Here is a 24,445-nt window from a genome sequence, read left to right on the forward strand (position 1 = left end):
GTGTTGACTGGAGCGGTCCACAGAGGCAAGATGACTGTATCGGCCACGCCACCTTCCAGGAGCGCTTCCGCCATGCCTCGACCCCGACTGCATGCCTTCGAAGGTGAGCAGCTCACCGTGCGACAGATCCACCAACGGGTACCGGTACTGTCCGAGCGGACCATCCGCGATCACCTTGCTGCCGGCCGTCGTACGCGTACCGCCATGTTGTGCTTTGACCCGATCGCGGCGGCAGCGCGCGGTGGCCGCATCACCCAGCGCATCCTGCGCGCCCGCAGCACCGCCGCACGTGATTCCTGATCCACCGGCAGCGGCCACGTCCTTCAAGGAGTAGATTCCCCATGATTCCCGCGTCCCTCGACAGCGGCCATCGCATGATCGCCGACACGCTGGCTGCGTTCCGTGCCGGGCCTGCCCTGGCCAGCACTGCGCTCCGCGCACGCCCGCAGGCGGGTCCGCCGCTCTACATCGGCATCGCCGGCGCCAAGCGCGCGGGCAAGGACACCCTCGCCAGCGGGCTGGCGTCGGCACTGGCACTGCCCTGCGACAGCTTCGCCGCACCGCTGCGGCAGTTCGTCGCGTCCCTCCTCGGGCTCTCCCTGCGTGAACTGGACAGCCGCAAGGAGGACACCATCGACTGGCTGGCCGAACTCACTCCTCGCCACCTGATGCAGACCGCGGGTACCGAATGGGGCCGCGACCGTGTCCATCCCGAGTTGTGGGTACGCTCGCTGTTCGCGCGCCTGCCTGCGGGAGGACTGGTGCCCGACGTCCGCTTCAGCAATGAGGCCTGCGCGATCCGTCGCCGCGGTGGTGTCGTGATCCGCGTCAGCCGCCCGGGCCATGGAGGCCATGACACCCACGCCAGCGAGCAGCCACTGCCCGATGAGCTGGTCGACATCGAGGTAAGCAACGACGGCAGCCGGGCCGATCTGGTACGCAGGACGCTGGACCAGCTGCTGTCGCGCGGCGTGATCTGAGCCTGGAGCAGGGCCGCGCTGCCCTGCATCTTCCTGACCCAACCGCAGGTTCCGGCCCATCATCAGCGAAAATGATGTAAGGTCGTCCCCCATCACCGACGGCACCTGTCGTCACCCTGCATCCCCAACCATTTCGCAAAGAGGAATTGTCATGGAGGTCGAACAGTTCACGTCGACGCGCCAGAAGGCCATCGAATTGTTCAAGTCACAGCCCAAGGGTGGCAAGGACATCGTGAGCCTGGACGCGATCTTCATCTCGCTGTGCTCGCTGGCCAACGCCCGGGCCGAGACCGGCACCACCCGGCAGGAACGCACTGCGGCTCGTCCTGGCAGCCAGCAACCTCCCGCGCCGTGGTTCACCGAGACCCTGGCCGCCCTGAAGGGCAAGGGCGAATCGATCACCGTGGCGCGGTTCCTGATGTTCGCCAACCGCTTCCCGGTCAAGCGCATGGACCAGGTCAATGCAGCGCGCTGGCTGCGTGATGCCGGCTACATTCCGCGCAAGACCGGCGGCAACCTGGTATTCGACCTTTGATCCAGCACCACCTGCAGTCCTGAAGCCCCGGCATCGTCCGGGGCTTTTTCGTTTCAGGGCCTGCTCACCTGCATGAGGACGGCCAACGGGGCGCCATCCTCACCCCGTACCTGCCACATCCCCTTGATCTGCCTTTCCCTCCGCCCTGTGAGGACTGCGAGTACGAAGGAAGGAGCAAACATCAGCAGCAACAGCCAGCGGCTGCAGGACGTCATACGCTGCCGAGCAGCCCTCCTCACCCGTCCTCGGGACACCGATGAATACCTTCAGCACGCACACTCGAAAGTAGACGAACGGTGTTGACTGGCGGTGCGGGATGGCAACAGTGGAGATCAATGCCACTGAAGACATCCTCAATGAACGCCCTGCCCGACAGCATCCAGACCCTGGCCGAGGTCATCGGCGAATCCGCAGCCCTCACGCTGGTGCGTGCGTGGCCGCCGACCACCTCCAGCACCACCGGCCGTCATCGCGTCATCGTCTACGTTCCCTCCACCCTGCCCGACCAGCATCGCCTGATCGACATCCTCGGCCGCGACGTTGCCCAACGGCTGGTCACCCACTTCGGTGGCGAGCTGCTGTTCCTGGCCTCGTGCTTTGCGGCCAATGCCCATGAGCGCCGCGAGCAGATCGCACGAGCGGTCGCCTGTGGCATGCCGCGCGAGCACGTCGCGCGCGAGTTCGGTGTCTCGCAGACCACCATCAAGCGCGCCCTGCGTGGCGCCCGTTCCGCGCCACCGCCTGCGGTCCATCCGGCCCTGCTCAAGGGGTACGCACGCGCATGAACGAGAGCGACCTGCTGGCGGGTGTACCGGACTGGGCCAAATATCTGGGGGGAACCTCGGGTGTACTGATCGCGGTGTCGCTGTGGCTGCGCCAATGGTTGTCGTCGGCCAAGGTCGACCGCACCGCAGACGAGGCCACCAGCAACACCCTGCGCACCCTGCAGGAGCAGCTCGCGGCCGAGCGTACCCGCGCCGACGGCCTGATGCACGAGCGCGAAGCAATGGCCCAGGAGATCGGCCAGCTGCGCGGCGAGGTCAACGCCCTGCGCGCGCAGATCGCCCAGCAGAGCGTGCAGATAGACGCGCTGTTGAACCTGGTGCGCAAGCAGCCGGGGGCCGCCGCATGACCGCCGCTGCAGCCAGCGCCCTCGGTGGGGCCAACGTCGCCGCATTCCTGGACATGCTGGCGGTATCCGAAGGCACCGACATCCCCAGCCTGCGCTCGCGTGACCGCGGCTACGACGTGATCGTGGGTGGCCAGTTGTTCAACGACTACCGCGACCATCCCCGCATGCTGGTGTCGCTGCCACGCTATGGCATCAAGTCCAGTGCCGCCGGTCGCTACCAGTTCCTGCGCAGTACCTGGGATGACCTGCGCGCGCGGCTGGGCCTGCCCGACTTCGGCCCGGTTTCGCAGGACCGCGCGGCCGTGGCGCTGCTCAAGCAATGCGGTGCCTACGAGTTGATCCGCCTCGGTCGCTTCGATGCCGGCGTCAACGACGCACGACGTATCTGGGCATCACTGCCGGGCGCCGGCTACGGGCAGAAGGAGCATGCACTGGAAACACTGCGCGTGGCCTACCGCGCCGCCGGCGGAGGCCTGCAGTGACGCCCGTCGCCCTGCGTTTGCGCATGGGCCTGCTGGTCCTCGCCGGTACCCACGCAGGCTGTGCCTGGCTGGGGTGGACGCTGCGCGACCGCAGCGCGGACCTTGCCATCGCCACCGTCCAGACCGCACAGCAGGCATCGCGCGCTGATGCGGCGCAGGCCGCACATCAGCGGGACCTCGGCAACGCCCGCGCAGGTGCGCAGGCCGAATCGCAGCGCCTGGCCACGCAGGCCGAACGCGCCCGGCAATTCCAAACCCTGCAACAGGACATCGAGACCCATGCCAAGACTCCTGGCCGTGACCGCGGCGATGCTGATGCTGAGTTCGTGCGCATCTGGCGCGAAGCCAACGCCGGCCGCGCCCTGTCGCGTTGATCTCAGCATCGCCCCGGCGCAGCTGCGTGCGCCGGACGAGCTGCCGGACCTGCAGGCGGCCAACGACGATGCGCTGCTACGCAATCACGTTGCCGTCGCGCGGCAGTACCACGCACTGGCCGACCAGCTGCGTGCCCTGCTGTGCAGCCTCGGCAGCCAGCAGGGGATCACCCTCAACGGTACAGCGCCAATGGCGCCTGCGGAGTGCGCAGCCACCGGCACGGCCAGCGCGCGGCGACAGCGCTGATCCCCGCGGCCACGCCTGCAATGTCCCATGCGGCGGGTGATGGCAACACTGGATGCAGACAGCGCGCGTCCCCAACCAGGCGCGTCCTCCCATTCAACGCACGAGCTGACATGGCGACCAACTCCTCCTCTTCCATTCTCGACGCACTGCACCCCGCCATCGAAGCCGCGATCCGCGCCCGCTTCCCGGACTTCGCAACCGTCGAGTTCTATCGCGAACCCGGTGCTGAAGGCCTGGCCACACCCGCCTGCCTGTTGGCGATGACCCGCTGTGATCGCAGCAAGGACAAGGACGATGGCAGCGGGCAGATGCAGGCACTGCTGCGCTTCGAGGCACGCGTCGTCGTCGCTGCCGCCACTGCCGACGCGGCACTGCAGCTGCGCAAGGCCGCCGTCGCGCTCGCCAGCTGGCTGCACCAGCTCGGCCGGTTCCCCGGTGCGGCCAGCGGCGCGATCGATGTGATCGCCGCACTGCCCGAAGACACGGCGGCGGCGCAGCCAGGCCTTCGCACCTGGCTGGTGGAGTGGTCACTGCCGGTCGCTTTGGGCAGCAACGCCTGGGAGGAGACCGGAGGCGCAGTTCCCCAGGCCTTCTACAGCTTCGTACCGGAGATCGGTCGTGATCACGAAGCACGCTACCAGCCCATTGAAGGAGCAGCACCATGAGCGCCGAACACGCGCGCCTGATCGGCAACCTGCTGATGATCGGCGTCGTGCGCGAGCTGGACGAAGCGGGCGGCCGCGTGCGGGTGGATGCAGACGGCATGCTGACCGACTGGATTCCCTGGCTGGAGCGCCGTGCTGGCCCGGGCGTGCGCAGCTGGTGTGCACCCGAACCCGGCGAGCAGGTGCTGCTGGCGTGCCCCTATGGCGACCCGGGCCAGGCACTCGTTCTCGGCAGCCTGTACCAGGACCGGTTCCCGGCGCCCGCCGACTCTCGGCTGCGGCACCGCACCGAGTTCGCCGACGGCAGCGTTGTCGAGTACGACCAGGAAACCGCAACGCTCAACGTCGATGTCGGCAGCGGCAAGGTCATCGTCACCTGTGCAAGTGCACAGGTGATCGCCAGTGAGTCGATCGTGCTCGATACGCCATCGGTCAAGGCGACTGGCGACCTGGACGTCACCGGTGCGATCAGTGCCGGCAAGGACATCAGCACATCCGGCGAGGTCAAGGCTGGCGCCATCGGCCTGAAGGCACACAAGCACACCGCACAGGGTCCGACCGCACCTACCACGCCCGCGCAGCCCTGAGCGGCCACGCGTGCAATGCCCTGAAAACCCGCACTCCACGACGATAGAGGCCATGCGAGGAATCGACGCCAACACCGGCAAATCACTGGATGGGCTCGCCCATCTGCACCAGTCCGTGCGTGACGTTCTCACCACGCCCCTTGGCTCCCGGGTACTGCGCCGTGAATACGGTTCGCGCGTGTTCGAACTGATCGATGCGCCGACCAACCGCTCGCTGCGCATGGACCTGATCGCGGCCACCGTCGACGCACTCGCGCGATGGGAACCGCGGCTTCACGTCGAGAACGTCGACGTCTCCCTCCCCGCCCCCGGTGTGATGATCCTGGCAGTGACCGGAATCCACCTGCCGGACGGCGAGGCCATCACCATCGAAGGAATCGAGGTTCGCTAACCGTGGCATCCGGCTCGTTCACCAGTGTCAATCTCTCCCAGCTGCCTGCACCGGCGGTCATCGAAGTGCTCGATTTCGAGACGCTGTTCGATGAATCGTTGACCGCACTGCAGGCGCTCGACCCCACCTTCGACGCGCTGCTGCCGTCGGACCCGGCCTTCAAGATCCTGGAGGTCTGCACCTACCTGCGCCTGCTCGACCGACAGCGCGTCAACGATGCGGCGCGTGGCGTGATGCTGGCCTACGCGGTCGGCAGCGACCTGGACCAGCTGGCCGCGATCTTCGGCATCGGCCGCCAGATGCTGGACCCGGGCAAGCCGCAGGAAGGCATTCCGCCACGCTACGAGAGCGATGAAGATTTCCGTCGGCGCATCCAGCTGGGTCCGGAAGGCTTCAGCGTGGCCGGGCCGGAAGGCGCCTACATCTTCCACGCGCTGAGTGCCGATCCGCGGGTGCTCGACGCCAGCGCGACCAGTCCGTCGCCGGGTGAAGTGGTGGTCTCGGTGCTGTCGCGTGAAGCCGATGGCACGGCCACCCAGGCGCTGCTCGACGCAGTGGAAGCGAAGCTGAGTGCGGCCGACGTGCGTCCGCTGACGGACCACGTGCTGGTACGCACGGCGGCAATCATCAACTACGCGGTCACCGCCACGCTCTACACCTACGCCGGCCCGGATTCGCAGGTGGTGCTGGCCGAAGCACGCTCGCGCCTGGATCGCTACATCGCCGAGTCGCATCGGCTCGGCCGCGATGTCACCCGCTCCGGCCTGTTCGCCGCATTGCATGCCGAGGGCGTGCAGCGCGTGGAGATTTCCAGCCCGGCGGCTGACGTGGTGGTGGACCGGACCCAGGCCACCTACTGCACCGCGGTGACCCTGACCCATGGCGGCAACGATGAATGATTCCACCGCACGCCTGATCAATGCACGCCTGCGTGGCGCGATCGATGGGCACAACCTGCAGTTCCGCCATCCAGGTGGCGCACTGGCCACCCTGCAGGCGGTGTACCGCACCGATTGGCAGGGGCGTTTGAAGCTGTCGGATACGATGCGGCGCAACCTGCAGCGTTTCTCGGCATCCTTCGACCATCCACGATGGAAAGGCTTCTACGTGAAGCCGGCCAACCTGTCGTCCAGTCATCCCGCTCCGGATGGCAGCTCCAGTGCCTGGTCCTTCCCGGTCTCCGATGCGATCGGGGGCCCGGAGCAGAACTTCGCCGGCGTGGTGGACGAGGATGGAAGCGCGTTTCCCAATGGTGCCGTGCGCACCATCAGCATCTGGCTGCGTGCAACCGAACCCTGTGCGATCGACTTCGGCATGCGCGCCACCGGCGCAGGCAGGACCCGTCTGCAGGTGGGCACCGAGTGGAAGCGCTACAGCTACACCTATGCCGCAACCGCGGATGACGCCCCCCGGGGCGTGAGCATCGTGCTGGATCGGCGGGCGGGCGGGAACGCCGGCCTGAAGCCGGACAGCCGCATCCACCTTTGGGGCGTGCAGGTGGAGGAAGGCCGCGAGGCGACCAGCTACATCCGCACCATGCCCGAGCCAGTGGGCGTGATCGATTACAGCGTGCTCAACAATGTGATCACGCTCAGCCGCCCTCCCGCTCCCGGTTCGATCATCGACGCCGACACGCTGATCAGGGTGCCGACGGCAACCACCCTGCTGCCGCCCAACGCCACCCGCGCGGAACGGGCGCTGGCCCGTGCTGCGGTGACCCGCCCGCTGCCGGTGGACATCACCGCGCTGTGGGATGCGGACCGCTGCCCGGCCGCGTTGCTGCCCTGGCTGGCCTGGGCCTTGTCCGTCGACGAATGGAAGGCCTACTGGCCGGAAACGGTAAAGCGTGCCCGCGTGCGCGCCGCGATCGCGATCCAGCGCCGCAAAGGCACCTGGGGCAGCGTCCGCGATGTGGTGGCTGCGTTCGGCGGTTCGATCCTGATCCGCGAATGGTGGGAAATGCAGCCGCGAGGTGCACCGCACACCTTCGAAGCGGTGATGACCATCGCCAACCAGGGCGGCGAGACCGCCACCGCCAAGTTCGTCGACGACGTGATCGGCGAGATCAGCCGCACCAAGCCGGTGCGCTCGCACTTCACGTTCACCCAGGGCATGCAGGCCAGCGCCGGTATCGGTGCACTTGCCGGCGCCCATGGCACCACCTTCCGCCGCATCCAACTGATCGGAGAGTAAACCCCGCATGCGCTTGAAAATCACCGACGCCGGCTTCGCCAGGCTGGTCAATCCACCCAACACCGGCACCAGTGCCGTGCTGATCACCGAGATCGGCCTGACGTCCACGGCATTCACGCCGACGGCAGGGCTGACCGCCCTGCCCGGCGAGATCAAGCGGGTCTCGACGTTCGGCGGCAAGGCCGTGGGCGACGACACGCTGCACGTCACGATCCGTGACGACAGCGCTACCGCCTACAGCCTGCGCGGCTTCGGCCTGTACCTGGGCGACGGTACGCTGTTTGCAACCTTCGGCCAGACCGATCCGATCATGGAGAAGACCGCAGCCTCGATGCTGCTGCTCTCCACCGATACCCGCTTCAGTGAAGTCGATACCGCGCTGATCGAGTTCGGCAATGCCGAATTCATCTATCCGCCCTCCACCACCGAGGTGCAGGGCGTGGTCGAACTGGCCACGACGACCGAGACCGAAGAGGGTGCAGATGCCCAGCGTGCGGTGACACCGCGCGGGCTGCGTGCCTTCATCGACAAGCGCTTTGGCGCCAGCGCCCCAACCCAGTTCGTCCGCACGCTGTTGTCGATCGCCACCGATGCCGCGTTCCGTTCCGCCCTGGGGCTGAAATCGGCCGCGTTGAAGGACGAGGGCGCCGACAAGGGCCTGGATGCCGACCTGCTCGATGGCCGCCACGGCACCCACTACCTGGACTGGCGCAACATGACCGGCGTGCCATCCAGCGTGCACGTGCCCGGACAGGTGATTCTGTTCGCCGGTGCCACCGCGCCCAACGGCATGCTGCTGTGCAATGGCGCCGCTGTTCCGCGTGCCAGCTACCCGGCCCTGTTCGCCGCCATCGGTACCCGCTACGGCGCCGGTGACGGCGCAACCACCTTCAATCTGCCGGCAATGCAGGAAGGCACGGTGGTCACGCACACACTGAACCCGGAAGCGGTCGGCAGCTTCACCCAGGGTGAGGTGATCCGCCATGCCCACAGCGCAAGCACGGCAACAGCAGGCAGCCACAGCCATGCCATCTCCGTAGGCGCAGGCGGCGCGCACTCCCACGGTGCCAGCGCCAGTGCCGTCGGCGACCACGCGCATGGTGCGTGGACCGACTCGCAGGGCCACCACGCGCATACCGGTGGCACCTCGTGGGCTGGCGACCACCAGCATGGAGGCGTCGTTCCCTCCAATCCTGCCCTCAACGGCTACGGCGTCTATCGCGAACGCGACAACGACGCGCTGTATCCGGACGGCGCCACAGCACCTGCCGGCGGCCACGCCCACAGCTTCACCACCGACGGCGCCGGCGGCCACGGCCACAACATCGGCATGAACGGCGCCGGCGGCCACTCGCACACCATTTCCATCGCCCAGGTGGGTGACCACGGCCACGCCGCGTCGGCCGCCGATGCCGGTGCGCACACCCACACCGTCGTGGTGGAGAACGCTGGTGGCGACCGCAACCTGCCGGCTGGCCTGCGGATGATCTATTGCATCGCGTACTGAGGACATGAACTTGCCTACCGAACCGCGCTTCGCGCACTCCTACGATCCCGATACCCGCGCCTACATGGGCAAGGTCCGCCTGCAGCCTTCGCCGGACGGTGCCTGGAACCTGCCCGACTTCACCGTGGACGTCGCGCCTCGCCAACCTGCCGGCGAATACCAGGCACTGCGCCTGGCCGAGGATGGCTCACGCTGGGAACTGGTGGCCGATTTCCGCAACTGCATGCTGTGGGACACACGCACCGCGATGGCGGTACCCAATCGCCTCGCGCTGGGCGAGCCGTTGCCCAAGGACGTGACCCTGTCCGAACCATTCAAGCTGGATGGCACCACCGCGCAATACAACGCGTGGAATGCCAGCCGCCGCGAATGGACGCTGCTGCCGGACTACAGCTCGCGACCGCTGTGGAACAAGCACGATGCCAGCTTCGCGACTCCCGTTTCCCGTGGGGTCGTGCTGCCGCCATCGGTCACCGATCTGGCACCGCCTGCAGATCGCAGCTACCCGGTCACCTTCGATGAAGCCCGTGCTGCCTGGGTGATGTTCACTGCTCCCGAACCCGACCCGGCCGCGCAACCGCAACCGCAACCGCAACCGCAACCGTGATTTCGGGCCACCGCTGCAATTAATCCAGCCGCGGCCAGATACGAACATGTACCCATGCGGCGCAGATCGCGACCGCAGCACCCACCCAACCAAGGAAAAAACAACGCATGGCCGAATTTCTGCATGGCGTGCAGGTCGTCAACATCGATGGTGGTTCCCGCTCGATCGCTGTTGCCTCGACCAGCGTCATCGGCATCGTGGGCACCGCGCCCCGCGCCGACAAGATCGCCTTCCCCTACAACACTCCGGTCCTGGTGACCTCGCGTTCGCAGGCAGCCAAGCTGCTCGCCAACGCCGCAACCGAAGTCGATGAGGGCACCCTCCCGGGCCAGCTCGACGCCATCTTCGACCAGTCCAACGCGGTTGTGGTCGTCATCCGCGTCGAGAAGGGCGCCACCGAGAACGACACCCTGGCCAATGTGCTGGGCGGCGTGAACGCGCAGACCGGTGCCTACACCGGCGTGCATGCACTGCTGGCGGCAAAGTCGGTGGTGGGCATCAAGCCCCGCATCCTGGCGGTACCGGGCTTCACCCACACCCACGAAAAGCGCGATACCGAACTGCTGGCCAACCCGGTCGTGGCCGAACTGCTCGGCATTGCCGACAAGCTGCGCGCGGTGATCATCAAGGATGGCCCGAACAGCAACGACGACGCCGCCAAGAGCACCACCGCTCTGACCGGTTCCAAGCGCGTCTACGTGGTCGACCCGGCGCTGCTGGTGCAGTCCGGTGATGCCATCGTCACCCGCTACGCCTCCGGTGCCGTGGCCGGTGCCATTGCCCGCAGCGACAACGAACGCGGCTGGTGGGCATCGCCGTCCAACCTCGAGCTCAACGGCGTGGTCGGTACCGCACGTGCGATCGACTTCGGCCTGTCCGACGCGACCAGCCGTGCCAACCTGCTGAACCAGTCGAACGTGGCGACCATCATCCGCGAAGGTGGCTTCCGCCTGTGGGGCAACCGTACCGCCAGCAGCGACCAGAAGTGGCAGTTCCTGTGTGTGGTGCGCACTGCCGACATCATTGCCGACAGCCTCGAGGCCGCCCACCTGTGGGCCGTCGACCGCGGCATCAGCAAGACCTACGTCGACGACGTGCGTGAGGGTGTCAATGCCTTCCTGCGCGGCCTGAAGACCCAGGGCGCGATCCTCGGCGGCAACTGCTGGATCGACCCCGACCTGAACGCAGCAGACAGCGTGGCCCAGGGCCGCTTCTACTGGGACTTCGACTTCACCCCGACCTACCCGGGTGAGCAGCTGACCTTCCGCATGCACATGAACAACAACTACGTCTCGGAGATCTTCTAAGCATGGCGCGCAAGATCCGCAAAAACTTCAACTTCTACGTCGACGGCAAGGGCTATGCCGGCAGCGTGATGTCCTTCACCGCCCCCAAGCTGTCGCTGAAGACCGAAGACTTCCAGGCCGGCGGCATGCTGGCCCCGACCGAGATCGTGCTCGGCCATGACAAGCTGACCGCCGATGTCGAGTTCGCCTCCGACGACGCGGAGATCATGAGCAAGTTCCACGTCATCGAAAGCAAGGAATACGGCTTCACCGCCCGCGAAGCGCTGGAAGGCGATGACGGCGAAGTGACGCAGGTCGTGCACAACATGCGCGGCAAGGTGAAGCTGCTGGACCGTGGCGAAACCAAGGTCGGCGAGAAGGGCACGATCAAGGTCAACCTGGCGCTGAGCTACTACAAGCTGACCCATGGTGCCCAGGTCGTGCAGGAGATCGACGTGGTCAACATGATCGCCCGCCAGGGTGGCGTGGACGTGCTGGCCGGCATCCGCGGCGCACTGGGCATCTGAACCCTCGCCGCACTGAAGAACCCGGGGGCGCCTCGCGCCCCCGCATCCATCGCACCGCATCGCATTCCAGGAACGCATCCATGTCCAGCAAGACCAAGACCCCCATCGACACCGTCATCGAGCGCGATGGCTTCGCCGAGATCACCCTCACCCGCCCGCGCCAGGTCAACGGCATGGAAACCGCCGTGCTGCGCATGCGCGAACCGACCGTGGAAGACATGGAGCGCTACCAGGATGACAAGGGCAGCGACGCACAGCGCGAGGTGCGGATGATCGCCAACCTGTGCGAGGTCTCGCCGGAAGACGTGCGCAAGATGCCGCTGCGCGACTACGCACGACTGCAGGCAGGCGTCGCGCTTTTTACCACCTGACCCTGCCTCAGATCAGGCAGGGAGTGCTCGCCCTGGCCGGTCATACCGGCTGGGGCCTGCGCGAGATCATGACACTGCGGGTGTCGAAGTTCATCTGGTGGATTCAGGGATTGCCGGTACATGGCCAGTAACGTTCAAACGACAACGATCACGATCGGCGGCGAGGTGTCCAAGTCACTGAAGGACGCCTTCTCCTTTGCCAACGACGGTATCAAGCGCCTCGGCACCGAGGTGACCCTGCTGGATCGCAGGCTCGCGCGCATGAGTACGACCAGCAAGGAGTACGCCCGCATGCGTACCCAGGTCGATGCTCTGCGTGCCTCGCAGGTGGCGCTGGAGAGCATCGAAGCAAAGCGCGACGCCAACCTGGAGAAGCGCGGGAAGCTCGGCTCGGCATTTGGCGAGGCACGCGGCACGCTTGGCACGGCCGTTACCGCGCTGGCCAAGCCGGTCGAGAACGCCTCCGGCTTCGCCCGCCAGAACCAGCAGATCGGCGTGGCAGCCAACCTCAGCCGCGCCCAGGTCAGCGCACTGGGGCAGGCCATCCTGGAACAGTCGCGTGCAACCAACCAGGGCGCCGACGCGCTGCAGCGCTCGATCAGGCTGATGATCGACGCCGGCATGGATGCGCAGTCGGCCCAGGCCAGCCTCGGTGCTGTCGGGCGGACCACCACCGTCACCGGTGCCAGCATCGATGATGTGGCCCAGGCTGCGGCCGCCCTGCAGCAGTCGTTCGATATCGATCCCTCGCGCATGCAGAACGCGCTGGATGTGCTGGTGGTCAACAGCCGGCAGGGCGGCCTGGGCCTGAAGGACATGGCCGCAGTGCTGCCTACCCTGGGTTCGTCGTTCGAAGCGATGAAGCTGCAGGGCACCTCGGCGACCGCCACCCTCGGCGCGGCCCTGCAGGCCACGCTGGACTCGGCCGGCGGCGCCGACAAGGCCGCCAGCAACATGAAGAGCTTCATGTCCGAGGTGCTCTCGCCGGACATTCAGGAGAAGGCCAAGAAGAGCCTGAACCTGGATCTGCGCAAGATCATCGGCGATGCACAGACCAGCGGCGGCAATCCCTTCGACGCTGCGATGCAGGGAATCATCCAGGCGACCGCGGGCGACCAGAAGAAGATCGGCACCCTGTTCAGCGATGCACAGGCGAAGAACTTCGTCCAGCCGATGATCGAGAACTGGGATACCTACATCCGTGTCCGCGACAAGGCCTTGAATGGATCGGCGGGTACCACCGATGCGGCCTATGCCGATGCGATGCAGACCGATCCGCAGAAGATCGAAGGTGCCAAGATCGCCGTGGACAACCTGTCCAAGGCCTTCGGTGCGGCACTGCTGCCCGCGGTGGGCGAGGCCGCGGTCAAGCTGACCGAGCTGTTGAACGGGGTTACCTCGTTCGTGCAGGAAAACCCGAAGCTGATCGCCAACACCACGCAGATCGTGGTCGGCATGCTGGGCATGCGCACGGCGGTGCTCGGCGCTCGCTACGCCTGGACCTTCCTGCAGGGCCCGATCCTGGGCGTGCAGAAGGCCTTCCAGCTGTTCCGGGGTGGCAGCCTGCTGGCACAGATGGGGCGCTTCGGGCCGATGGCCATGCGCCTGGCATCGGGCTTCCGTGTGGTTGCTACTGCCGTGGCCGCCATCGGTGGTGGTCCGATCACGATCGCCATCGCGGCAATCACCGCAGGCGCCATCCTGGTGCGCAAGTACTGGGAGCCGATCAAGGCATTCCTGGGCGGCGTCTGGGAGGGCCTGAGCGGTGCAGGCACCGCAGCGATGGGTGAACTGATGCGTGCGGTTGAACCGCTGCGCCCCGCCTGGGAAGTCATGAGCGGGTTGATCGGCCAGGCCTGGGACTGGCTGTCGAAGATGCTTGCACCTGCACAGTACACCGGCAACGAACTGTCGCGCGTTGCCCAGATCGGCAGCTTCCTCGGTACCGTTCTGATGGAAGGCCTGAGAATGAACATCCAGCTCATCAGCGGCCTGGTGCAGTACGTCGCCTGGATGGGCAACGTGTACACGACCGTCGCCAGTGGGATCGGAATCGGAATGAGCAAGATGTGGACGGCGATCAAGTCCGGTGCCGAATCCCTGTTCGACTGGCTCATCCCGAAGCTGGATTTCCTCATGCCCTACGTCGAGAAGCTGATGGGGTTCGTCGAAGGGGGCATTGGCAAGGTCAGTGCGCTGGTCGGCAAAGGCCTGGACTTCGGCAAGGAGGTGCTTGCCGGTGGTGCGGAAGCGATCGGCAACGGCATGGTGGGGTACACCAACATGCGGGCCGGCGGCCGAGGTGGCCTGGATGACGCCGTGGGCCTGGTCGGCGACGTCGCCACGTTGGACGCGCCGGGGGCGCGCAAGCGTTGGGGCGGCATCAGCGAGGCCGCTCGCGGTCGCACCGCACCCGACATGCCATCGCCCACTACGCGCGGCGTCACCACCGTGCAGCAGCAACAGACCAACAACATCACCATCCACCAGCAACCGGGTGAATCCAGCGAATCGGTGGCGCGTCGCACTGCCGACGAACTGCAGCGTCGCAACGCGGTTGCTGCCCGTGGTGGCTTGGCAGACAGGAACTAAGCATGAAGCGCGAGTTCGTAACCGCATCCATCGACAAGCTGTTGTCCAGTTTCCAGAGCAACGACTCCGGCAACGCCCCGGTACTGCTGATGCTGGGCGGCTTCAAGTTCAGCCTCAACACCGCCGTGTTCCAGGAGATCCAGCAGAGCAACGAGTATGGCTGGGCTGCGCAGGAACGCATCGGGCAGATGGCCGCCCTGCAGTACACCGGCCCCGGCAAGGCCAGCATGACCTTGCCGGGCGTCATCCACTATGCGTTCCGGGGTGCCGGCAATGAGCTCTCGCAGCTGCGCAAGCTGGCGGCACAGGGCAAGCCACAGCGGCTGCTGACCGGCAAGGGCGGAAACCTGGGGCTGTGGGTCATCGACAAGATCGACGCCACTGCCTCCGGCTTCACCGTCGATGCGGGAATCCAGCGGCACGAATTCACCCTCTCCCTGCGGAAGCACAGCGATGGCACGAACGTATAACACCCGCGACGGCGACGTCGTTGACCGCATCGCGCATGCGCACTATGGCGAACAATCACCGGCCATTCTGCGCGCGATACTCGACGCCAACCCAGGCCTGGCCGCGCGCGGCGCAGTACTGCCTGCGGGCATCGCGATCACTCTGCCGGACGTGCAGCGCCCCGCCGGCGAACGCAAGGGGATCGCGCTGTGGGACTGAACATCACACCGGCATTCCGCGTGGTGGCCAACAGCCAGGACATCACCGACAAGATCATGTCGCGCTTCAAATCACTGCGCATCACCGACGAGACCGACAACAACTCGGACATGCTGGAGCTGCAGCTGGCCGACCATGATCCGTCCGATCCGATCCAGCTGCCGCCGGCAGGCGCGGAGCTGGAAGCCTTCATCGGCTATGACGGCGAAGTGCGGCGCATGGGCCTGTACATCTGCGATGAGGTGGAGATTTCCGGCTACCCGGGCAGCATGACCCTGCGCGCGCGCGCCGCACCGTTCGAGGCCAGCAAGGGCGGCAAGAACGATCTGCAGACGCAGAAGACGCGCACCTGGAAGAAGGGCACGACGATCGGCGGCATGGTCCAGCGCATGGCCGGCGAGCACGGACTCAGCGCGGCCGTGAGCGGATCGCTGGCGTCGATCGCACTGCCGCTGACAGTGCAGTCGCAGGAGTCGGACATGAACCTGCTGCTGCGCCTGGCCAAGCAGCACGATGCCATTGCCAAGCCGGGCGGCGGCCGCCTGATGTTCGTCAAGCGCGGTGAATCCACCAGTGCCAGCGGTGAGCGCATTCCCGACGTTACCCTGACCCCGGCCGATGGCAGTGGCTACAAAGTGAGCATCGTCTCACGCGAGAAGACCGGCACCACCATTGCCTACTATCGCGATGTACGCGGTGCCAAGCGCCAGGAAGTAAAGCTGGGCAGCGGTGAACCGATCGTGCGCCTGCGCATGGCCTACGCCGACCGCAAAACCGCTGAAGCCGCAGCGCGCGCCAAGCACCAGGAACAGGCCCGGCAGACGCGTACGCTGAGCTACACCCTGCCCGGCCGCGAGACGCTGATGGCCGAAGCCACGGTGGTGATGCAGGGCTTCCGCGATGGCGTGGATGGGCAGTGGCTGGTCAAGCGCGCCGAGCACAACATCAGCCACGACGGCTACGTGACCAGCATCGAGTGCGAACAACCCAACAGCGCCGACGCAGTGAAGGCGGCCCGCAGTGCCGCGGCCACCGAAGGCGAGCAGGTCGGCAGCGAGGTGTAGATCCACGCTGGCGTGGGTCTACATCGGCGGCCTCGACCAGGCTCGGTAGATCCATGCCATGCGTGGATGCTTTTCGCGCATCAACTCACGTACTGCGCAACCCCGTTCCCGAACGACCAGTTCTCCTTTTTCACTTCCACCAGGTTGATGAACACATCCTCGCGGCGGATGCCCACCGCCGCGTGCAGGCCATCAGCGATGCCGGCATACAGCGCCTTCTTCTGCTCCAGCGTGCGCCCTTCGTTCCAGGTGATCTGGATGCAGATGAAGTCGTCGGTGCGGTCCACGCCCAGGTAGCCGGGGTCGTAGATCAGCGTGCCGGCGTCGTGCTGCTGGAAGATCTGGAAGCGGTCGTTCTCCGGCACGCCCACCGCGCGCATGGCCTGGTAGATGGCTTCGCCGACACGTTGCAGGTAGTCGGCGGATTTACCTTTGCGAAGATCGATGCGGGCGAGCGGCATGGTGGCACTCCAGCGTGGATGGATACGGCGACAGGCTGAGACTACGCCTGCCCGGGGCGGTGGGACAGCGCAGGGATGGAACCCTCTGGCTCCATGCGTGACACATTCCCGCCTGCGCGCGCCGGGTGACGGAATTGCCATGGCGGCGCCGCTCTGGAGTCGTCATGTGCACGGTCGGCGTGGGCGGCGATATGCGCCATCAGTGATGGGCGACACAGTCGGCGGATGCTGGAGGGCACAGAACCGGAAACGCTTGGTGTGCCTGCGTGGAGTTGAGAACTTTCCTTACAGACCACCGTGATTGCGCGATCCCATGATCACCGCGCCGAGGCAGATTGCCTGGGCCGGGATTGGCGTCTCGAATAAACGAATGAACACCCATCGCTGCGATTTACGCCGCAGCAGAGAGAATGCACCGATTGCCTTCAATGGCGGCCGGTGCGTGGGGATCGACAGATCCGCCAGGCCTTCTTCTCGATGGGAGTTCGTTTGCCTTGGTACGCCAACCCGCACCGTCCGCCACCTTCACTCCGGAAGGTGGCCCCACGCCAGTGAGGGTTTCGCCATGACCAATCGCACCGCCGACCGTCCCCGCCTGCACGCCCTGATCGGCAACATCGCCGCCGACGTGCCTGAAGAGCTCGCGCACGAGATCGAGTGCGCCTTGCAGGAACAGAACCTGCCCGTGCAGTCGCCCACGTTCTTCGCCTGCCTCAATGCGATCAGCAACGCCGACGCCGATGACGGGCAACCGTGTGGCGGCCTCACCCTCGGCGCCAGCAATCACGCTTCGCTGCGCCGCTCGATGTCCGGGCTCAGCGCAGTGCTCGATCTGCTGCAGGCCGCCGACCGGGCGCGTGCCGAGGCCGGCCCGGAGGAACAGCTGGGCGCCTTCCATACCGACGGACTGATCGTGGCGGCACGGCAACTGGTGCGCGAGGCGCATCACTGCCTCTCCGGCGGCGACGCCTGACCGGCCCGGATGCGCTCCCGCTAAAATCGCGCAGGAAACGCTGGGGACTGCAATGGACGCCGAACACCTGGAGTATTTCAAGGCCGCTCTGGAGGGCCGCGCAAGCGTAGGCTGGAACGTATGGTTCGCCGCCAACCAGCAGGCGCTGGCACAACAACTGAGCCGCCCTGCACTGCTGCGCTTGAAGTTCAGCAAACTGGATGAAGCCGAACGCTTGCTCGCCCAAACCGGCATCGTGCCTCGCAGCACAGCGGGTAAGCGCTACGAAATGTACTGCGCGGAGTTCGCGGCAGACGTGGTTGACGCGAACGGTCGCCCGCTGCCAGCCCTCTGGCGCGCAGCGCACGGCGGAGCCATCGGCCTGCTTGCCGATGGCGAGCGTGAGGCCGGCCAGGCGAAGCTGCTCGCGGAGTTCCGCCGCGCCCGCAAGCGCGGGCTGCAACAGGTCCACGAATGGTTGGCCGATCTGTGCTTTGAAGGCGAGATGGAACTGACCAGCGGCAATGCCGAGGTGGGCCGTGGTCTGCTTGCAGTGGTGGTGCAGGCCGGCAGCGGCCACGACCTGCTGGATGCAACGGCACTGATCGCGCGCGCGCTGTTGGACGAACACGGCTGAGACAGGGTCCGCTGCCCGTCGGCCCAGCAGAATCGCAGGCAACAAAAAAGCCCCCATTGCTGGAGGCTTCTTTCGTTCTGCAACATGGTGGGCGGTACAGGGATCGAACCTGTGACCCTTGCCGTGTGAAGGCAATGCTCTACCGCTGAGCTAACCGCCCGGTGTGTTGCTGAGCCGCTCATTATAGGGGCTTTTCAGAGGCCGTCAACAGTTTTTCACATTCGTGTTCACGGGTGTTTCCGGGGTCCGCAGCCAAGCATGGCTCGGCTCTACAGAAAGGCCCCGGTGCTACCTCACATCGTGTGGGTCGGCTTGTCCGAGCCGGTAAGTCCAGCCAGCAGGGTCTCGATCTTGTGGCGCACGCCCTCGCCTTCGGCACCGTCGGCCAGCTGCACGCCGATACCGGCGGTGCGGTTGCCCTGCGCGCCGGCCGGGGTCACCCAGATCACCTTGCCGGCCACCGGCAGGCGCTCGCTGGAATCGGGCAGGGTCAGCAACAGGAACACCTCGTCGCCCAGGAAGTAGCGCTTGGGCGTGGGCACGAAGATGCCGCCATTCTTCACGAACGGCATGTACGCGCTGTACAGCGCGGCTTTGTCCTTCACGGCCAGGGACAGGATGCCCTGGCGGGCGTTGCTGGCACTCATCGATTTCCCCTTGCGGCAGGCCGCTCGTTCACCTTGTTCCAGGCCAGCAGCAACTCGACCACCGCAAGGTCTGCGCGCACCGTGGTGCGCAGCAGGTCGCGGGTGCGGTTGGCCGCATCGAACCAGGCTGCAAGCTTGTGCAATCGCTCCGGCGTGGTCAAGGCATCGGTGCTGGCCTGGGCCAGCGCCAGGTCGGCGGCAAAGCGCAGGCGCAGCGCTGCGTTGTCGTCGCCGCACCACTTCTGCGCCAGCTCCACCGCACCGGTCTTGCCGGCGGCCAGCTGTTCCAGCTCGCGGCCAACCTCGCGGCGCAGGCTCAGGCCATCTTCGCGCAGCCAGTTGTCGGCCTGGCCGGGATGGCCGCGTGCAGCCTCCAGCGCTTCGCGCGCCGACGCCTCGCTGTGTCCCTGCTGCTGCAGCCAGGCCAGTGCTTCATGCTGCGGCGGCAGCTTGAATTCCAGGCGCTGGCAACGGCTGCGGATGGTCTGCGGCAGCCGCGCCGGGTCGCTGCTGATCAGCCACAGGTAACGGCCGGGCTGCGGCTCTTCCAGGGTCTTCAGCAGTGCATTGGCGGCCGAGCGGTTGATCGCATCGGCCGGGTCGACGATCACCACCTGTGCCACGCCGTACTGCGGGGTCAGCGCCAGCGTGTCGATGATCTCACGCACCTGCTCGATGACGATCTCGGTGCGCAGCTTGTCGCCGCTCTTGTTCGGGATGAAGCTGACCAGCTGCAGGTCCGGGTGGGTACCCGCGGCGATCAGCTGGCGCGTGCGCGTGGCATGCGCGGCATCACCGCGCGCCAGCACGTGGTCGGCCAGCGCCAGTGCCACCTCGCGCTTACCCAACCCGGCCGGGCCGCAGATCAGCAGGCCATGACCGAGCCGGTCTGCATCGAGCGCAGCAACCGTCTGATCGAACGCGCGCTGCTGCCACGGCGAAAACGTGCTCATACGCCCTCCCCGTCCCGCAGCCAGCGCTCGACACGCGCGACCACGTCGGCCGCCACGCGTTCCTGCACCTGGCCAGCGTCGACTAGCGCGAAGCGCTGCGGATCCTGCTGTGCGCGGCTGCGGAACACTTCGCGCACGCGCTGGAAGAAATCGTCCTGCTCGCTCTCGATGCGGTCCGGCCACAGGTCGCGGCCATTGGCGCGTGCGCGGCCCACCGCCACGTCCACGTCCAGCAGCAGGGTCAGGCCCGGCAGCAGGCCCACCGCGCGTCGTTCCAGATCGGCAATCCACTGCGGATCGAGGCCGCGGCCACCGCCCTGGTAGGCATAGCTGGAATCGGTGAAGCGATCGCTCAGCACATAGGCGCCGCGCTGCAGCGCCGGCTGGATCACCTGGCGCACGTGCTGCGCGCGTGCGGCGAACACCAGCAGCAGCTCGGCTTCGGCGCTGAGCGGTTCGGCGGCGATCTCGGCATCGGGCTTCAGCACCAGGCCGCGGATGCGCTCGGCCAGGGGCGTGCCGCCCGGCTCGCGGGTCAGCACCACCTCGTGGCCGTGGCTGCGCAGGCAGTCACGGATGGCGTTGATGGCGGTGGTCTTGCCTGCGCCCTCGCCGCCTTCCAGGCTGACGAAACGCGGGTGGCGAAGCAGCGCGGGACTCATTGCGCCGAGGTCTCCTTGGTACGTTGCTGGCGCAGCTGCTGCAGGTAGCGGGCGACTGCGGCGTTGTGCTGGTCCAGGCTGGGCGAGAACACGTGCGCGCCACTGCCATCGCCCACGGCGACGAAATACAGCGCGTCGCCCGCTGCGGGTTGCGCGGCGGCCATCAGTGCATCGCGGCTGGGCATGGCGATCGGGGTCGGGGTCAGGCCCGCACGGGTATAGGTGTTGTAGGGCGTATCGGTGGTCAGGTCGCGGCGGCGGATGTTGCCGTCATACGCGGCACCGATGCCGTAGATCACGGTCGGGTCGGTCTGCAGGCGCATGCCGATCTTCAGGCGACGCATGAACACGCCGGCAATCTGCGGGCGCTCGCTGGCCAATGCGGTTTCCTTCTCGATGATCGAGGCCATCGTCAGCAGTTCGTAGGGCGTGTTGATCGGCAGGTCCGGCGCGCGGCTTTCCCAGGCTTCATCCAGCGCCTTTTCCATCGCGGCGTGGGCGCGCTTGAGCACGTCCAGATCACTGTCGCCGCGCTGGTAGACGTAGGTCTCCGGCAGGAAGCGGCCTTCCGGATGCTGGCCACCGAAGCCGAGGCGCTGCATCAGCGCGGCGTCATCAAGATTGTCGGTGGTGTGCAGCAGCGGCTCGGCGCGCTTGAGCGCGGCACGCAGCTGGCGGATGTTCCAGCCTTCGATGATGGTGACACGGTGCTGCAGCACCTTGCCGGCACGCATGCGCAACAGCAGCTCGCGCGGGGTCAGGTCGCCACTGAGCGCGTACTCGCCCACCTTCAGCTTGCCGGCGGCATCGAGCTGGCGCGCCAGCAACTGCCACTGGGTGTCCTGGCCCTCGTCCACGCCGGCATCGCGCAGCTTGCGCAGCACGCTGTTCATGCCATCGCCGCTGGCGATGACCACGCTTTCGGCGGTGGGGGTGATCGGGGCATCGGCGAAGCGGGTCTGCTGGTAGAAGAACCACGCGCCCGCGCCGGCCACGACAGCGGCCAGCACCACCACCAGCGTTACCACGAACAGACACCCGCGCTTGGCTCCCGCCATGGACTACCTCTGAACTCGATTCCGTCGTGCAGGATACCGTGCCGCTGGTGTGGGGTCATGACCGGGGTGGCGTCTCAGTGCCGACCAACGGTCGGCACTCACCGTGGGGGAATGGCGTTGCCGGCCAGCGGCCGGCACTACCCTTGCTGGCCGAGCGCGCGCAGCAGGCCGCGGGCCTTGGCGCGGGTCTCGTCCAGTTCCTTGTCCGGGTCCGAATCAACCACGATGCCGGCGCCGGTGCGGAAGCTCACCTCGTGGCCATCCACTTCGGCGGTGCGGATCAGGATGTTCAGGTCCAGGTCGCCATCCCGGTTCAGCCAGCCGAAGGCGCCGGTATAGGCGCCGCGCGGCACCTGCTCCAGTTCGCTGATGATCTGCATGCAGCGCACCTTGGGGCAGCCGGTGATGGTGCCGCCCGGGAACGTGGCGGCGATCACCTCGCCGGGCGTGACCTCCGGGCGCAGATGGCCGCTGACGTTGCTGACGATGTGGTGCACATGGGCGTAGCTCTCCACGGTCATCAGCTCATCGACCACCACGGTGCCGGGCAGGCAGATGCGGCCCAGGTCGTTGCGTTCCAGGTCGATCAGCATCACGTGCTCGGCGCGCTCCTTGGGGTGGCCGACGAGTTCCTGGATGCGCGCGGCATCATCGTCCCCCTCGAAGCGCGGACGCGTGCCAGCAATCGGCCGGGTCTGCGCGTGACCGGCATGCACCGACACCAGCCGCTCCGGCGAGGAGCTGACCACGTGGCGGCCATGCGCGCTGAACAGGCCGGCAAACGGTGCCGGGTTGGCACGGCGCAGCTGCGCGTACAGCGCCTGCGGGCTGACCGGCGCAGCGAACTGCGCGCTCCAGCGCCGCGACAGGTTCACCTGGAACACATCGCCGGCGCGCAGGTAGTCGATCACCCGGCGCACGCCGTCGGTGAAGCGCTGCGGCGCGTCTTCGCCGACCGACTGCGGCGGCTGCCAGCCTTGCCCGGCTCCGGGCAGCGCGGCCGAAGCCAGTGCCACCAGCGCGTCCAGCAGCGCCTGCTCGCCGGCTTCGGCGATGACGAAGCTGGCATCGTTGTGATGGTCGTTCAGCACCGCGGCCGGGCAGCGCAGTGCCAGCGCGGTCGGGCGGCCGTCCTCGCGCGCACGCGCCGGCAGAACCGGTTCGATCTGGCTGGCCACTTCGTAATCCAGCATCAGCGCCCAGCCGCCACGGAACGGCAGGCTGTGGCTGCCGTCATGCGGCAGGCGCTCGCGCTGCCAGGCACGGTCCAGCACCTGCAGGAAGCTGCCAGCGTGTACCGCATCATGCTGGTCACGCACCTGGCCATCGGCGTCCAGCCGCAGGCCCTCGCCCTGCGCGGCCAGCAGCAGGCTCCAGCGGCCCTGGGCGGTGCCCGAGGCGGTGGATTCCATCAGCAGCGGGAAGCGCGCCGGGTCGTGCTGCTGCAGCGCCAGCAGATCGATCAGATGCGGCAACGGGTGGATCAGCGGTGCGTGGGTCATGGCAGCCAGGTCGGGGGATCAGATGCACGGAAGCCGCCTTGCGGCGGCCTCTTCGCATGTAGAGTCGAGCATGGCTCGACGCTACAACTCGGTCAGACGCGCTTGAAGATCAGCGTACCGTTGGTGCCGCCGAAGCCAAAACCATTCGACATCACTACGTCCACCTTGGCCTGGCGTGCTTCGTTGGGCACGTAGTCCAGGTCGCAGCCTTCGCCCGGCTGCTGCAGGTTGATGGTCGGCGGAATGACGTTGTCCTGCAGCGCCATCACCGAGAAGATCGCTTCCACGCCGCCGGCAGCGCCCAGCAGATGGCCGGTCATCGACTTGGTGGAGCTGACCATCATCTTGTAGGCGTGGTCGCCGAAGGCGGTCTTCATCGCCATGGTCTCGCCCAGGTCGCCCAGTGGCGTGGAGGTGCCGTGCGCGTTGAGGTAGCCGACCTGCTCCGGGGTCACGCCGGCGTCCTTCATGGCCATGGCCATGCAGCGGGCGGCACCTTCGCCGTTCTCGCTCGGTGCGGTCATGTGGTACGCATCGGAGCTGGCGCCGAAACCGGCCAGCTCGCAGTAGATCTTCGCGCCACGCGCCCTGGCGTGCTCGTACTCTTCCAGGATCAGGATGCCGGCGCCGTCGCCCAGCACGAAGCCGTCACGGTCCTTGTCCCACGGGCGCGAGGCCTGTTCCGGGGCATCGTTGCGGGTGCTCATGGCCTTCATCGCGCAGAAGCCGCCCAGCGCGGTCGGCGACGAGCCACGCTCGGCACCACCGACCACCATCACGTCGGCATCGCCGTACTGGATCATGCGCATTGCGGTGCCGATCGAGTGGTTCGAGGTCGCGCACGCCGACACCGCCGAGAACGACGGGCCCTTCAGGCCGGTGATGATGCTCAGCTGGCCCGGCAGCATGTTGATGATGGTCTTGGGCACGTAGAAGGGCGAGATCTTCTTGCCCTCGTGGAACTCGATGGTCTGCTCTTCGATGCCGAGCAGGCCGCCGATGCCGGCGCCGACGATGGCGCCGATGCGTTCGGCATTGGCGTCGGTGATCTCCAGGCCCGAGTCGTGCAGGGCCATGAACGAGGCACCGAGGCCGTAATGGATGAACGGGTCCATCTTCTTGGCATCCTTGCCGCTGACCCGGAATTTGCCGAACAGTTCATTGTCGGCGGTGATGTCGAATCCCTTGACCTCACCTGCAATCTTGGTGGTGAACCGATCCAGATAGGCATCAGAAACGTTGGTCAGCGGACCGATGCCCGAACGACCATGGGTGATGCCTTCCCAGCTGCTGGCCAGATCATTGCCCAACGGCGAGACGATACCCAGGCCGGTTACGACGACGCGACGCTTCATTGCTGATTC

Annotated in this window: 31 protein-coding genes and 1 tRNA gene; 24 read left to right on the top strand and 8 right to left on the bottom strand. The window is 66.7% G+C overall.

Annotation, left to right across the window (positions count from 1 at the left end):
- Positions 1–72 precede the first annotated feature (72 nt).
- From ACTJJM_RS03965 to ACTJJM_RS04070, 22 genes are all read left to right on the top strand, one after another.
- Complete coding sequence (locus tag ACTJJM_RS03965; RefSeq protein ID WP_010483758.1) at positions 73–300, top strand: hypothetical protein; 228 nt, start codon at positions 73–75, stop codon at positions 298–300.
- Positions 301–341: 41 nt separating this feature from the next.
- Complete coding sequence (locus ACTJJM_RS03970) at positions 342–980, top strand: hypothetical protein (protein ID WP_049410199.1); 639 nt, start codon at positions 342–344, stop codon at positions 978–980.
- A 151-nt stretch (positions 981–1,131) separates the two neighbouring features.
- Positions 1,132–1,515: a hypothetical protein gene (locus ACTJJM_RS03975; RefSeq protein WP_019336915.1), complete on the top strand. Its 384-nt coding sequence runs from the start codon at positions 1,132–1,134 to the stop codon at positions 1,513–1,515.
- Positions 1,516–1,871: 356 nt separating this feature from the next.
- Positions 1,872–2,300, top strand: coding sequence for a Mor transcription activator family protein (locus ACTJJM_RS03980; protein ID WP_019336914.1), 429 nt, complete (start codon positions 1,872–1,874; stop codon positions 2,298–2,300).
- On the top strand, positions 2,297–2,647 hold the full coding sequence (locus ACTJJM_RS03985) for a hypothetical protein (protein ID WP_010483765.1): 351 nt from the start codon (positions 2,297–2,299) through the stop codon (positions 2,645–2,647). Before ACTJJM_RS03980 ends, ACTJJM_RS03985 begins: the two co-directional genes overlap by 4 nt.
- On the top strand, positions 2,644–3,129 hold the full coding sequence (locus ACTJJM_RS03990) for a glycoside hydrolase family 24 protein (protein ID WP_440865165.1): 486 nt from the start codon (positions 2,644–2,646) through the stop codon (positions 3,127–3,129). Before ACTJJM_RS03985 ends, ACTJJM_RS03990 begins: the two co-directional genes overlap by 4 nt.
- Positions 3,126–3,503, top strand: coding sequence for a hypothetical protein (locus ACTJJM_RS03995; RefSeq protein ID WP_313123460.1), 378 nt, complete (start codon positions 3,126–3,128; stop codon positions 3,501–3,503). The genes ACTJJM_RS03990 and ACTJJM_RS03995 overlap by 4 nt, the downstream gene beginning before the upstream one ends.
- On the top strand, positions 3,445–3,750 hold the full coding sequence (locus tag ACTJJM_RS04000) for a hypothetical protein (RefSeq protein WP_312391967.1): 306 nt from the start codon (positions 3,445–3,447) through the stop codon (positions 3,748–3,750). Before ACTJJM_RS03995 ends, ACTJJM_RS04000 begins: the two co-directional genes overlap by 59 nt.
- A 110-nt stretch (positions 3,751–3,860) precedes the next feature.
- The gene (locus ACTJJM_RS04005) at positions 3,861–4,415 is read left to right on the top strand and encodes a hypothetical protein (RefSeq protein WP_197601887.1); all 555 of its coding nucleotides are present in this window, start codon (positions 3,861–3,863) and stop codon (positions 4,413–4,415) included.
- Positions 4,412–5,002, top strand: a complete 591-nt coding sequence (locus tag ACTJJM_RS04010) for a phage baseplate assembly protein V (protein WP_053442589.1) — start codon at positions 4,412–4,414, stop codon at positions 5,000–5,002. Before ACTJJM_RS04005 ends, ACTJJM_RS04010 begins: the two co-directional genes overlap by 4 nt.
- 52 nt (positions 5,003–5,054) lie before the next feature.
- Entirely contained in the window at positions 5,055–5,393 is a 339-nt protein-coding gene (locus tag ACTJJM_RS04015; RefSeq protein ID WP_010483777.1) for a GPW/gp25 family protein, read from the top strand.
- 2 nt (positions 5,394–5,395) lie between these two features.
- Positions 5,396–6,292, top strand: coding sequence for a baseplate assembly protein (locus ACTJJM_RS04020; protein ID WP_010483779.1), 897 nt, complete (start codon positions 5,396–5,398; stop codon positions 6,290–6,292).
- Positions 6,285–7,586, top strand: coding sequence for a phage tail protein I (locus tag ACTJJM_RS04025; protein ID WP_313208324.1), 1,302 nt, complete (start codon positions 6,285–6,287; stop codon positions 7,584–7,586). Before ACTJJM_RS04020 ends, ACTJJM_RS04025 begins: the two co-directional genes overlap by 8 nt.
- A 7-nt stretch (positions 7,587–7,593) precedes the next feature.
- Positions 7,594–9,093 (top strand): tail fiber protein, encoded by a 1,500-nt coding sequence (locus ACTJJM_RS04030; protein ID WP_100442687.1) that lies wholly within the window; start codon positions 7,594–7,596, stop codon positions 9,091–9,093.
- 4 nt (positions 9,094–9,097) lie between these two features.
- Positions 9,098–9,700 carry a hypothetical protein gene (locus ACTJJM_RS04035; RefSeq protein WP_440865166.1) on the top strand — a complete coding sequence of 201 codons (603 nt, stop codon included), beginning with the start codon at positions 9,098–9,100 and terminating at the stop codon, positions 9,698–9,700.
- Positions 9,701–9,807: 107 nt separating this feature from the next.
- Entirely contained in the window at positions 9,808–11,007 is a 1,200-nt protein-coding gene (locus ACTJJM_RS04040) for a phage tail sheath C-terminal domain-containing protein (protein ID WP_010483787.1), read from the top strand.
- Between the two features lie 2 nt (positions 11,008–11,009).
- Positions 11,010–11,513 (top strand): phage major tail tube protein, encoded by a 504-nt coding sequence (locus tag ACTJJM_RS04045; protein ID WP_010483789.1) that lies wholly within the window; start codon positions 11,010–11,012, stop codon positions 11,511–11,513.
- An 80-nt stretch (positions 11,514–11,593) separates the two neighbouring features.
- Positions 11,594–11,884, top strand: a complete 291-nt coding sequence (locus ACTJJM_RS04050; protein WP_010483792.1) for a phage tail assembly protein — start codon at positions 11,594–11,596, stop codon at positions 11,882–11,884.
- A 120-nt stretch (positions 11,885–12,004) separates the two neighbouring features.
- Positions 12,005–14,476: a phage tail tape measure protein gene (locus ACTJJM_RS04055; protein ID WP_440865167.1), complete on the top strand. Its 2,472-nt coding sequence runs from the start codon at positions 12,005–12,007 to the stop codon at positions 14,474–14,476.
- A gap of 2 nt (positions 14,477–14,478) precedes the next feature.
- On the top strand, positions 14,479–14,946 hold the full coding sequence (locus ACTJJM_RS04060; protein ID WP_049434341.1) for a phage tail protein: 468 nt from the start codon (positions 14,479–14,481) through the stop codon (positions 14,944–14,946).
- Positions 14,930–15,145, top strand: coding sequence for a tail protein X (locus ACTJJM_RS04065; protein ID WP_010483798.1), 216 nt, complete (start codon positions 14,930–14,932; stop codon positions 15,143–15,145). Before ACTJJM_RS04060 ends, ACTJJM_RS04065 begins: the two co-directional genes overlap by 17 nt.
- Positions 15,136–16,209, top strand: coding sequence for a contractile injection system protein, VgrG/Pvc8 family (locus ACTJJM_RS04070; RefSeq protein ID WP_054171122.1), 1,074 nt, complete (start codon positions 15,136–15,138; stop codon positions 16,207–16,209). Before ACTJJM_RS04065 ends, ACTJJM_RS04070 begins: the two co-directional genes overlap by 10 nt.
- Before the next feature lie 80 nt (positions 16,210–16,289).
- On the opposite strand, the gene ACTJJM_RS04075 is transcribed toward ACTJJM_RS04070, so the two are convergent.
- Positions 16,290–16,670 (bottom strand): tautomerase family protein, encoded by a 381-nt coding sequence (locus ACTJJM_RS04075; RefSeq protein WP_005408320.1) that lies wholly within the window; start codon positions 16,668–16,670, stop codon positions 16,290–16,292.
- Positions 16,671–17,235: 565 nt separating this feature from the next.
- On the opposite strand from ACTJJM_RS04075, the gene ACTJJM_RS04080 reads away from it, so the two are divergent.
- Both ACTJJM_RS04080 and ACTJJM_RS04085 read left to right on the top strand, forming a co-directional pair.
- Positions 17,236–17,643 (top strand): hypothetical protein, encoded by a 408-nt coding sequence (locus tag ACTJJM_RS04080; RefSeq protein ID WP_043398242.1) that lies wholly within the window; start codon positions 17,236–17,238, stop codon positions 17,641–17,643.
- A gap of 52 nt (positions 17,644–17,695) precedes the next feature.
- Positions 17,696–18,259 carry a hypothetical protein gene (locus ACTJJM_RS04085; protein WP_043398239.1) on the top strand — a complete coding sequence of 188 codons (564 nt, stop codon included), beginning with the start codon at positions 17,696–17,698 and terminating at the stop codon, positions 18,257–18,259.
- An 85-nt stretch (positions 18,260–18,344) separates the two neighbouring features.
- On the opposite strand, the gene ACTJJM_RS04090 is transcribed toward ACTJJM_RS04085, so the two are convergent.
- The 7 genes from ACTJJM_RS04090 to fabF form a co-directional block, all read right to left on the bottom strand.
- Positions 18,345–18,419 (bottom strand) — tRNA-Val (locus tag ACTJJM_RS04090).
- A 133-nt stretch (positions 18,420–18,552) separates the two neighbouring features.
- The gene (locus ACTJJM_RS04095; protein ID WP_005412452.1) at positions 18,553–18,906 is read right to left on the bottom strand and encodes a PilZ domain-containing protein; all 354 of its coding nucleotides are present in this window, start codon (positions 18,904–18,906) and stop codon (positions 18,553–18,555) included.
- The gene (locus ACTJJM_RS04100) at positions 18,903–19,859 is read right to left on the bottom strand and encodes a DNA polymerase III subunit delta' (protein WP_224329061.1); all 957 of its coding nucleotides are present in this window, start codon (positions 19,857–19,859) and stop codon (positions 18,903–18,905) included. The genes ACTJJM_RS04095 and ACTJJM_RS04100 overlap by 4 nt, the downstream gene beginning before the upstream one ends.
- Positions 19,856–20,521: a dTMP kinase gene (gene tmk, locus ACTJJM_RS04105; protein WP_019336901.1), complete on the bottom strand. Its 666-nt coding sequence runs from the start codon at positions 20,519–20,521 to the stop codon at positions 19,856–19,858. Before tmk ends, ACTJJM_RS04100 begins: the two co-directional genes overlap by 4 nt.
- Entirely contained in the window at positions 20,518–21,579 is a 1,062-nt protein-coding gene (gene mltG / locus ACTJJM_RS04110) for an endolytic transglycosylase MltG (RefSeq protein ID WP_010483815.1), read from the bottom strand. Before mltG ends, tmk begins: the two co-directional genes overlap by 4 nt.
- Positions 21,580–21,716: 137 nt before the next feature.
- Positions 21,717–23,081, bottom strand: a complete 1,365-nt coding sequence (locus tag ACTJJM_RS04115) for an aminodeoxychorismate synthase component I (protein WP_440865168.1) — start codon at positions 23,079–23,081, stop codon at positions 21,717–21,719.
- A gap of 92 nt (positions 23,082–23,173) precedes the next feature.
- Positions 23,174–24,436: a beta-ketoacyl-ACP synthase II gene (gene fabF, locus ACTJJM_RS04120; RefSeq protein ID WP_057503269.1), complete on the bottom strand. Its 1,263-nt coding sequence runs from the start codon at positions 24,434–24,436 to the stop codon at positions 23,174–23,176.
- Positions 24,437–24,445 lie beyond the last annotated feature (9 nt).

It is taken from the genome of Stenotrophomonas sp. 22692 (genome assembly GCF_052045015.1).
GTDB lineage: Bacteria > Pseudomonadota > Gammaproteobacteria > Xanthomonadales > Xanthomonadaceae > Stenotrophomonas > Stenotrophomonas geniculata.

Coding starts and splice junctions, on each gene's coding strand:
- ACTJJM_RS03965 (WP_010483758.1), top strand. CDS start 73: ATGCCTCGACCCCGACTGCATGCCTTCGAAGGTGAGCAGCTCACCGTG.
- ACTJJM_RS03970 (WP_049410199.1), top strand. CDS start 342: ATGATTCCCGCGTCCCTCGACAGCGGCCATCGCATGATCGCCGACACG.
- ACTJJM_RS03975 (WP_019336915.1), top strand. CDS start 1,132: ATGGAGGTCGAACAGTTCACGTCGACGCGCCAGAAGGCCATCGAATTG.
- ACTJJM_RS03980 (WP_019336914.1), top strand. CDS start 1,872: ATGAACGCCCTGCCCGACAGCATCCAGACCCTGGCCGAGGTCATCGGC.
- ACTJJM_RS03985 (WP_010483765.1), top strand. CDS start 2,297: ATGAACGAGAGCGACCTGCTGGCGGGTGTACCGGACTGGGCCAAATAT.
- ACTJJM_RS03990 (WP_440865165.1), top strand. CDS start 2,644: ATGACCGCCGCTGCAGCCAGCGCCCTCGGTGGGGCCAACGTCGCCGCA.
- ACTJJM_RS04000 (WP_312391967.1), top strand. CDS start 3,445: ATGCTGAGTTCGTGCGCATCTGGCGCGAAGCCAACGCCGGCCGCGCCC.
- ACTJJM_RS04005 (WP_197601887.1), top strand. CDS start 3,861: ATGGCGACCAACTCCTCCTCTTCCATTCTCGACGCACTGCACCCCGCC.
- ACTJJM_RS04010 (WP_053442589.1), top strand. CDS start 4,412: ATGAGCGCCGAACACGCGCGCCTGATCGGCAACCTGCTGATGATCGGC.
- ACTJJM_RS04015 (WP_010483777.1), top strand. CDS start 5,055: ATGCGAGGAATCGACGCCAACACCGGCAAATCACTGGATGGGCTCGCC.
- ACTJJM_RS04025 (WP_313208324.1), top strand. CDS start 6,285: ATGAATGATTCCACCGCACGCCTGATCAATGCACGCCTGCGTGGCGCG.
- ACTJJM_RS04030 (WP_100442687.1), top strand. CDS start 7,594: ATGCGCTTGAAAATCACCGACGCCGGCTTCGCCAGGCTGGTCAATCCA.
- ACTJJM_RS04035 (WP_440865166.1), top strand. CDS start 9,098: ATGAACTTGCCTACCGAACCGCGCTTCGCGCACTCCTACGATCCCGAT.
- ACTJJM_RS04040 (WP_010483787.1), top strand. CDS start 9,808: ATGGCCGAATTTCTGCATGGCGTGCAGGTCGTCAACATCGATGGTGGT.
- ACTJJM_RS04045 (WP_010483789.1), top strand. CDS start 11,010: ATGGCGCGCAAGATCCGCAAAAACTTCAACTTCTACGTCGACGGCAAG.
- ACTJJM_RS04050 (WP_010483792.1), top strand. CDS start 11,594: ATGTCCAGCAAGACCAAGACCCCCATCGACACCGTCATCGAGCGCGAT.
- ACTJJM_RS04055 (WP_440865167.1), top strand. CDS start 12,005: ATGGCCAGTAACGTTCAAACGACAACGATCACGATCGGCGGCGAGGTG.
- ACTJJM_RS04060 (WP_049434341.1), top strand. CDS start 14,479: ATGAAGCGCGAGTTCGTAACCGCATCCATCGACAAGCTGTTGTCCAGT.
- ACTJJM_RS04065 (WP_010483798.1), top strand. CDS start 14,930: ATGGCACGAACGTATAACACCCGCGACGGCGACGTCGTTGACCGCATC.
- ACTJJM_RS04075 (WP_005408320.1), bottom strand. CDS start 16,670: ATGCCGCTCGCCCGCATCGATCTTCGCAAAGGTAAATCCGCCGACTAC.
- ACTJJM_RS04080 (WP_043398242.1), top strand. CDS start 17,236: ATGACCAATCGCACCGCCGACCGTCCCCGCCTGCACGCCCTGATCGGC.
- ACTJJM_RS04085 (WP_043398239.1), top strand. CDS start 17,696: ATGGACGCCGAACACCTGGAGTATTTCAAGGCCGCTCTGGAGGGCCGC.
- ACTJJM_RS04095 (WP_005412452.1), bottom strand. CDS start 18,906: ATGAGTGCCAGCAACGCCCGCCAGGGCATCCTGTCCCTGGCCGTGAAG.
- ACTJJM_RS04100 (WP_224329061.1), bottom strand. CDS start 19,859: ATGAGCACGTTTTCGCCGTGGCAGCAGCGCGCGTTCGATCAGACGGTT.
- tmk (WP_019336901.1), bottom strand. CDS start 20,521: ATGAGTCCCGCGCTGCTTCGCCACCCGCGTTTCGTCAGCCTGGAAGGC.
- mltG (WP_010483815.1), bottom strand. CDS start 21,579: ATGGCGGGAGCCAAGCGCGGGTGTCTGTTCGTGGTAACGCTGGTGGTG.
- ACTJJM_RS04115 (WP_440865168.1), bottom strand. CDS start 23,081: ATGACCCACGCACCGCTGATCCACCCGTTGCCGCATCTGATCGATCTG.
- fabF (WP_057503269.1), bottom strand. CDS start 24,436: ATGAAGCGTCGCGTCGTCGTAACCGGCCTGGGTATCGTCTCGCCGTTG.